This is a genomic window from Sphingobium sp., assembly GCF_035511395.1.
Lineage (GTDB): Bacteria > Pseudomonadota > Alphaproteobacteria > Sphingomonadales > Sphingomonadaceae > Sphingobium.
The window spans coordinates 1-7,458 of sequence record NZ_DATKFP010000388.1 but is presented as its reverse complement, the minus strand read 5'-3'; the positions used below and the strand labels follow the sequence as shown (position 1 = coordinate 7,458).

Below are 7,458 nucleotides of genomic sequence, written 5' to 3'. Positions count from 1 at the left end.
CGGCATGGCGATCTTGCCGGTCTTCGTCAGCATCCAGTGCTGATTGTCCGTCACCGGCACGTCGGCCAGCGAACAGCCCATCTCGCGCCATTCGGGGAAGAGTTCGTCCAGCGCCCTGGGATCGATCACCGCGCCCGACAGAATATGGGCGCCGATCTCCGACCCCTTCTCCAGAACGCACACCGCCAGTTCCTGTCCGGCATCGTTCGCAAGCTGCTTGCACCGGATCGCCGCTGACAAACCGGCCGGTCCACCGCCGACAATCACAATGTCATACGGCATCGAATCCCGTTCGCTCATTCATCCCTCCTCGACGCGATTGGCGGGCTACCCTCCCGCGCTTCCAACCGCCGCATAACTCCAACAGTTTGCCATTGAAGGCGATGAAGCAGCTTGACCCGATCGTCAACCTCTGGCCCTAGTTGATTGCGATGCGGGGATTAATGCAGGACAATGCGGCTCTGTCGGCCGACGCCTATCTGGCGTGGTGGCAGTTGGCCGGCGTGGAGAGCGCCGTAGCGGAAGCACCGTTCAACTGGTTGCGCCCCGCGCCTGCGGCACTTTCTGGCACGCCAACGGCACAGCCGACCGAAGCGCCTCAGCCCGCCAAGCCGCAGGATCTGCAAGCCTTTCATCTCTGGTTGGAAACCGAATCACTTCACCCTGAACGGCGCTGGTCGACGCGCGCCATCTATCCGGCCGGCACAACAGATGCGCCCCTGATGATCATTACCGACATGCCCGATCCGGCCGATGTCGACGCCGGATCGCTGCTGGCCGATCGCGCCGGCGCGCTGTTCGACGCCATGCTGCGAGCGATCGGCCTCGACCGGTCGCAGGCATATATCGCATCGCTGTTCTTTGCGCGCCCGCCCGGCGGCATGGTCGAAGCGGCCGACCTGACATATGCTGCCGCGCGAATCCGCACGCAGGTCCATCTGGCGCGACCGAAGCGTCTGCTGCTTCTCGGCGACCGGACGATCCGTGCGCTGATGCCGGACGACGCCACGCCGCCGGCAAATAGTTTACGTAATTTTAATCATGATGGCGGCACTGTGCCTGTCGTCGCCACATTCCACCCGCGCCTGCTGCTCAGCCAGCCCGCGGCGAAGGCGGAATGCTGGCTTGCTCTACAAAGCCTGATCGAGGAAGACCGTCCGTGATGCGTGCCGCGACCCGCCTATCCTGCCTGGCCCTGATAGCCTTGGGAACCGCAGCCACAACACCGGCCTTCGCCGATTCTGCCGAAACCCTGCCGGGCCTGCCGATCGCCCGTTCCGATGCGTCACCGCTGGACCTCAGCGATGGCGACAAGGCGCGCTACAACGCCATCTTCGCCGCCTTGCGTGCGGAAAAATGGATTGATGCCAAGGCGATGATCCTGACTCTGGACAGCCAGGATGCTATTCGCTCCGTAGCGCTGTCCGAACTCTATCTTGCCCGCAATTCGCCCCGCGTCGAACTGTTCGACCTGCTCGATCTCGCCAACAAGGCACCCTGGCTACCCAAGGCCGACCAGTTGTCCCGCCTGGCCCAGAAACGCGGCGCCACCATCCTGCCCACCCTGCCGCAGATCCAGAAAATGGTCTGGCTGGGTTCGGCTCCGCGCCGCCAATATGTCGCCGCGACCAAGACCGACGTGCTGGCGCAGGCGCTTGCCGGCCAGATTCAGAATTATGTGAAGAATGATGACCCGGCCGGTGCCGAAGGGCTGCTCGCCAGTGGCGAGCCGGGCCTGACTCCGGAAGGCCTGACCGAAGTGCGCCAACGCGTCGCCTGGGCCTATTATATCGAAAATGACGACAACAACGCCCGGCGCATGGCTGCCAAGGCGCTGGAAACGCGGGCTGGCGGCGATTGGACGGTGCAGGCGCACTGGACCACCGGCCTTGCCTCGTGGCGCCAGAATGATTGCCGCACCGCTGCGCCAGCCTTCGCCAACGTCGCCGCGCTGGCAACCGACGCCGACATGCGATCGGCCGGCGCCTATTGGGCCTCGCGCGCCTATATGGTGTGCGGCGAGGCGGAAAAGGTCGAGAATTATCTGAAGCTCGCCGCCCGTTCGGATGAGACTTTCTATGGCCTGCTCGCCAAGGAATCGCTCGGCATGCCGCTGGGCGGTGCGCCCATGGCCAGCCGTTTCGGCGCAATCGAGTGGCAAAAGCTGAAGAACAGCCCCAATGCCCGCGCCGCCATCGCCCTGTCGGCAATCGGTGAAACGGGCCGGGCTGACGAACTGCTCCGCTATCAGGCGAAGCTGGGCGGTAGCGACCAATATGATCCGCTGCTGCGCCTCGCCAGCGTGCTGAACCTGCCGGCGACCCAGCTTTACCTCGCCCATAACGGCCCGGCCGGCACACAGCCCGCCAGCTTCGCCCGCTTCCCCGCGCCCGACTGGCGCCCCGATGGCGGCTGGCGCGTCGATCCTTCGCTGATCTTCGCCCATACGCTTCAGGAATCGGGCTTCCGCACCGATGTGGTGAGCAGTGCGGGCGCACGCGGTCTGATGCAGGTGCGCCCCGGCACAGCCGGCGATGTCGGCATGACGTCCGCCGCGCAGTTGTTCGTGCCGTCGACCAACATGGAATATGGCCAGCGCTATCTGGAATCGCTGCGCGACATGAGCGCGACGGGCGGCCTGCTGCCCAAGGTGATGGCCGCCTATAATGCCGGGCCGTTGCCGGTCGAGCGCTGGAACACGCAGGTTCATGACAAGGGCGATCCGCTGCTCTTCATGGAATCGCTGCCCTATTATGAAACCCGCGCCTATGTGAACATCGTGATGCGGAACTACTGGATGTACCAGATCCAGGCGAAGGGCAGCACCGATTGCCTGACCGGCATGGCGCAGGGCATGTGGCCGACCTTCCCCAATGCCAAGGGCGTGAAGCTGGTGCGCATGAGCAAGGCAGACGGCCGCACCTCCATGGGCGCCGGCTCCGACTGATGCCGATCGACGAGAGCCGGACCTTTCTTCCGGTCCGGATCGCCGTCCTCACCGTTTCCGACACGCGCGGACTGGCCGAGGATCGCTCCGGCGACGCTCTGGTCGAGCGACTGGAAGGCGCGGGTCATATCCTTGCCGCGCGCCATATCGAGAAGGACGACAAGTCGGCCATCGTTGCGCGGCTGCACGCCTGGATCGACGATCCGCAGATTGACGTGATCCTGACCACCGGCGGCACCGGCGTGACCGGCCGCGACGTGACGCCCGAAGCGTTGACGCAGGTGCAGGACAAGGAAATTCCGGGCTTTGGCGAACTATTCCGCTGGCTGAGCTACCAGAGCATCGGCACGTCGACCATCCAGTCCCGCGCCACCGCCTGCGTCGCGCGCGGCACCTATATCTTCGCCCTGCCCGGCTCGACCGGCGCGGTGAAGGATGCCTGGGACGGCATTCTCGTCACTCAGCTCGACAGCCGTTTCCGTCCCTGCAATTTCGTCGAACTGATGCCGCGCCTGACCGAACGCTGACCCTGACGGCCACGCGGGGATGACAAAGCCCCGCCGCTCTGGCATCGCGCCTGCCACGATATTTGAGACAGGCAGCATCATGACCAGCATCGGGATTTTCGGAGCAGCCGGCCGCATGGGCCGTGCCATCGCCACCGTGGCGGCGGAAGCCGGCATCGGCATAGCCGGTGGTACGGACCGCAACGGCAGCGGCGAGATCGCGCCGGGTATCGCGATCACCGCCGATCCGCTCACGCTCGCCGAAGCGAGCGATGTGCTGATCGATTTCTCTGTTCCCGGCGCCCTCTCTGCCCATCTTGATGCCTGTATCGCGGCGAAGAAGCCGATCCTGATCGGCACCACCGGACTGGAAACGGTCCATCATGCCCTGATCGACGAGGCGGCCAAGGTCATTCCCGTACTCCAGACCGGCAATACCTCGCTGGGCGTCAACCTGCTCGCCGCACTGGTGGAAAAGGCCGCCGCCGGGCTGGGCGACGATTGGGACATCGAAATCGTCGAAATGCACCACCGGCACAAGGTGGACGCGCCATCGGGCACTGCGCTGCTGCTGGGCGAAGCCGCAGCGCGCGGTCGTGGCATCGCCCTCACCGACAGTAGCGAGCGCGGCCGCGATGGCATCACCGGCGCTCGCGCCAAGGGGGCGATCGGCTTTGCTGCGCTGCGTGGCGGATCGGTCGCAGGCGATCATCAGGTGATCTTCGCCACCGAAGGCGAGCGCATCGAAATCGGCCATCGCGCGGAAAACCGCACCATCTTCGCGCGCGGCGCGATCAGGGGTGCGCAATGGCTGCTGGGCCAACCTGCTGGCCGATACGATATGAGGGGCGTGCTGGGTCTCTAAGCAGATGAACAAGGCGCAGATCTTCGACTTCTTCAGTCGTCTGGCGGAGGCCAACCCCGCTCCGAAGACGGAACTGGAATATGGCAACGACTATCAGTTGCTCGTCGCGGTCGTGCTGTCAGCGCAGGCGACTGACGTCGGCGTCAACAAGGCGACGCGCGCCCTGTTTCGGGACGTCGAAACCCCGCAGCAGATGGTCGATCTGGGCGAGGAAGGCCTGAAGCAGCACATCAAGACGATCGGTCTGTTCAATGGCAAGGCAAAGAATGTCATCGCCCTATCCGAAATCCTCGTCCGCGATTTCGGGGGAGAAGTGCCGCAGGATCGCGACACGCTGACCACCCTGCCCGGCGTCGGGCGCAAGACTGCCAATGTGGTCGTGAACACCGCCTTCGGGCAGGAGGCATTCGCGGTCGATACCCATATTTTCCGCGTCGGCAACCGCACCGGCCTCGCGCCGGGCAAAACGGTGCTGGCGGTTGAGCAGAAGCTGGACAAGCGTGTTCCTGGCCCCTTCCGGCGCGACGCCCATCATTGGCTGATCCTGCATGGCCGCTATGTCTGCAAGGCGCGCCGCCCCGAATGCTGGCGCTGCATCGTCGCCGACCTGTGCCGCTACAAACCCAAGACACCCGCGCCAAAGGCGGCCTGATCCCCTCCTCCGTTATCGCCCGGTTCAGTTGGTCCGTGCTAGGAAGGCGACGGAAACCCGCGCTCCGTGTCGTCGAATCGGCGTGATATGAGGAGAGAAGCCATGTCCATCCGCACCCCCGTTCGCCTTGCCTTGGGCATTGCCCTTTGCTGCGCCGTCGCCCCCGCTTTTGCGAAGAAGGATGTACCCGATCCTTATGTCGCAAAGGGCGAGCCGGCCGATTGCATTCCCATCCGGTCGATCCAATCCACCAATGTGCGCGACGACCAGACGATCGACTTCATCATGAATGGCCGGAAAATCTACCGCAACACGCTGCCCAACAGTTGCCCCAGCCTGGGATTCGAGAAGCGTTTCCTCTACAAGACCAGCCTGTCGCAGCTTTGCTCGGTCGATATCATAACCGTGCTCTGGAATGCCGGCCCCGGATTGCAACCTGGCGCGAGCTGCGGCCTGGGCAAATTCCAGCCGATGGAAAAAGCGGCGAAATAAGATCGTCGACAGATGATTTTGGTGCTGGCGCAGTCCGATGGACTTTGCTAACCGCCCCTTCTGACCAGCGTCACGCACCCATAGCTCAGCTGGATAGAGCGTTGCCCTCCGAAGGCAAAGGCCAGAGGTTCGAATCCTCTTGGGTGCGCCACCTTTGACATTTAAACGCCCTTTTCCAGTGGGTTATTGATTTGGATGGCTAACCTTTCGCGAAGGTTAGCCATCAGCATGTCGCCAGCCTCGTCAGAAAGCATCTTCTGATCGGCCGCTGCGGTGTACCGCGCGACCTCGCTATCAGTGGTATGGCCAGTCCAAGATTTGATCTGCTGATTGCTGCAACCGGCCTCTGCGAATCGGCGCGCAGCCGCCTTGCGCAGGCCGTGTGCGCTGCACTCAGACAGGCCCGCCTCATCGCACCAAGCGCGAAACCGATTGCCAAAACCCTTGCGAGTGAACGGCCGACCCAAGCTATTTACGATGAAGACCATGGCTCCTGACGGCGTTGCCAGAATAGACGCGGCGAGCGGCGGTAGGACCGGCAGGCTCACCGTCACGCCGGTCTTTTCCTGCTTCAGCGTGATGCGCTTGTTCCGAACCTGCCCCGGCCCCATCAATCGCACATCACCGCCGCGCTGGCCGGTAAACAGCAGTAGGTCGAAGGTGAGCCGCGCGACGGTGCCAAGCGCATGTTTCGCCTCATAGGCGGCAATCTCTTCCTCGCTCCAGGTGTGGAAGCCTTCACTCTCCACCTTGAACGGGCGCGTAGCATCGACCGGATTGACCTTGGCCATGCCTTGCCGAATCGCGAACTGCATTAGCGCCTTCAGCCGCTTGCGCAGCATGTTGGCGGCGGTGCGATGCGGCAGCATGTCGGCCATCATCTTCTCGACGTGCCGCGCCTGAAGATCGCGCACGATCGCGTCACCATAACGGCGGCCACTAGTAGGCTCATGATTACGCCAGCGTTCTATCACGCCACGATAGACAACCCGTGTCCGCTCGCTGGGATCTAGGAAATCCGGCGAGCGATAGTAGCGGGCGATCAGGTCATCAAAGCTGCCGGGTGCGGCGCGATCGGCGCCAACCTCGATCGGCGGCGCGGCTGTGCCATCGACACAGGATGCATATTCCTGCCGAAACGCCTCTGTGCCGGGGGCGGCCTTGAAGGTGTAGGGCGCAAAGCCTTTGCGGCGAAACCGATAGTACAGCTTGCCATGCCGGGAGCGATACTCGCTGACCCATTCAGGAAGCCAGCGGCGCTTCATAGGCCTTGGATGTCATCAAAGGAATTGTGCGACACGCCTCGATCGCTTCCTGCGAACAAGACCTCGATCGCGCCAGTGGGGTCAACTCGATAGCCGCTCGGCTTCAGCCCAGCCGCTACCGCCGCCTTCAAAGCGCGGGTGGCATCAACTTGCCTGAAGGTGCTGCGGCGCGAAGACATCAGGCGGCCGACGTCTCAAACGCCGGTTCGGGAGCATCCGCAAAATCGTGGCGAAGCCCAGAAGTCGAATGACCCAAAACGTTGGTCAAGGCGTTGCGAGCATGACGGACGATCTCGCGCAAATCCATCACGATTTCACACCAGCGACCGCGATTGGCCTCGCGATCAGCGATAGCGGCGGCTTCGCCATACAGTCTGATCTCCGGATTGATCTCCGAATGGAGAGACGCCGCCGGGAGTGTCAGGATATAGCGGGGACAATCAGGCGCGCATCCCTTGTCGATCGCCGACAGTTCATATTCAGCAATGATCCCGATATAGACATGAGCCTTATTCACAATCCAAACCGCAGTTTTGCCATTAATCCGCAGATTTTCGGTCAGAATGTGAAGCATGAACACACGCGCGCAGTCCGCCAGATCGTACCGCGGATTGCCGCTTTCACGAGCCGCACGGTCCCCCAGTTTCAAATCGTATCGCGCCACCCAGCCTCGGATGGTTGCATCGTTCATCCGCCCCGCCTCCAGAACGGGTCCAGCACGCAAATGGCGC

9 protein-coding genes and 1 tRNA gene are annotated in these 7,458 nt (G+C 63.0%); 7 read left to right on the top strand and 3 right to left on the bottom strand.

Annotation, left to right across the window (positions count from 1 at the left end):
- Nucleotides 1-300: NAD(P)/FAD-dependent oxidoreductase (locus tag VMR39_RS26175; RefSeq protein ID WP_325420753.1), on the bottom strand; the 300-nt coding region annotated here is incomplete at its 3' end.
- A gap of 143 nt (nucleotides 301-443) precedes the next feature.
- Here VMR39_RS26175 and VMR39_RS26170 point away from each other — a divergent pair.
- From VMR39_RS26170 to VMR39_RS26140, 7 genes are all read left to right on the top strand, one after another.
- The gene (locus tag VMR39_RS26170; RefSeq protein ID WP_325420751.1) at nucleotides 444-1,163 is read left to right on the top strand and encodes a uracil-DNA glycosylase family protein; all 720 of its coding nucleotides are present in this window, start codon (nucleotides 444-446) and stop codon (nucleotides 1,161-1,163) included.
- Nucleotides 1,160-2,947 carry a lytic transglycosylase domain-containing protein gene (locus tag VMR39_RS26165; protein WP_325420749.1) on the top strand — a complete coding sequence of 596 codons (1,788 nt, stop codon included), beginning with the start codon at nucleotides 1,160-1,162 and terminating at the stop codon, nucleotides 2,945-2,947. The genes VMR39_RS26170 and VMR39_RS26165 overlap by 4 nt, the downstream gene beginning before the upstream one ends.
- Nucleotides 2,947-3,474, top strand: coding sequence for a molybdenum cofactor biosynthesis protein B (gene moaB / locus VMR39_RS26160; protein ID WP_325420747.1), 528 nt, complete (start codon nucleotides 2,947-2,949; stop codon nucleotides 3,472-3,474). The genes VMR39_RS26165 and moaB overlap by 1 nt, the downstream gene beginning before the upstream one ends.
- A gap of 79 nt (nucleotides 3,475-3,553) precedes the next feature.
- Nucleotides 3,554-4,318: a 4-hydroxy-tetrahydrodipicolinate reductase gene (gene dapB / locus VMR39_RS26155; protein ID WP_325420745.1), complete on the top strand. Its 765-nt coding sequence runs from the start codon at nucleotides 3,554-3,556 to the stop codon at nucleotides 4,316-4,318.
- 4 nt (nucleotides 4,319-4,322) lie between these two features.
- On the top strand, nucleotides 4,323-4,970 hold the full coding sequence (nth, locus tag VMR39_RS26150) for an endonuclease III (protein WP_325420743.1): 648 nt from the start codon (nucleotides 4,323-4,325) through the stop codon (nucleotides 4,968-4,970).
- Nucleotides 4,971-5,072: 102 nt separating this feature from the next.
- The gene (locus tag VMR39_RS26145; RefSeq protein ID WP_325420741.1) at nucleotides 5,073-5,462 is read left to right on the top strand and encodes a hypothetical protein; all 390 of its coding nucleotides are present in this window, start codon (nucleotides 5,073-5,075) and stop codon (nucleotides 5,460-5,462) included.
- 74 nt (nucleotides 5,463-5,536) lie between these two features.
- A tRNA-Arg gene (locus VMR39_RS26140) sits at nucleotides 5,537-5,613 on the top strand.
- Between the two features lie 10 nt (nucleotides 5,614-5,623).
- Here the strand turns inward: VMR39_RS26140 and VMR39_RS26135 are convergent.
- Entirely contained in the window at nucleotides 5,624-6,727 is a 1,104-nt protein-coding gene (locus tag VMR39_RS26135) for a tyrosine-type recombinase/integrase (RefSeq protein WP_325420739.1), read from the bottom strand.
- Between the two features lie 178 nt (nucleotides 6,728-6,905).
- On the bottom strand, nucleotides 6,906-7,458 hold a 553-nt coding region (locus VMR39_RS26130; RefSeq protein WP_325420737.1), incomplete at its 5' end, for a hypothetical protein.

Coding starts and splice junctions, on each gene's coding strand:
- VMR39_RS26170 (WP_325420751.1), top strand. CDS start 444: ATGCAGGACAATGCGGCTCTGTCGGCCGACGCCTATCTGGCGTGGTGG.
- moaB (WP_325420747.1), top strand. CDS start 2,947: ATGCCGATCGACGAGAGCCGGACCTTTCTTCCGGTCCGGATCGCCGTC.
- dapB (WP_325420745.1), top strand. CDS start 3,554: ATGACCAGCATCGGGATTTTCGGAGCAGCCGGCCGCATGGGCCGTGCC.
- nth (WP_325420743.1), top strand. CDS start 4,323: ATGAACAAGGCGCAGATCTTCGACTTCTTCAGTCGTCTGGCGGAGGCC.
- VMR39_RS26145 (WP_325420741.1), top strand. CDS start 5,073: ATGTCCATCCGCACCCCCGTTCGCCTTGCCTTGGGCATTGCCCTTTGC.
- VMR39_RS26135 (WP_325420739.1), bottom strand. CDS start 6,727: ATGAAGCGCCGCTGGCTTCCTGAATGGGTCAGCGAGTATCGCTCCCGG.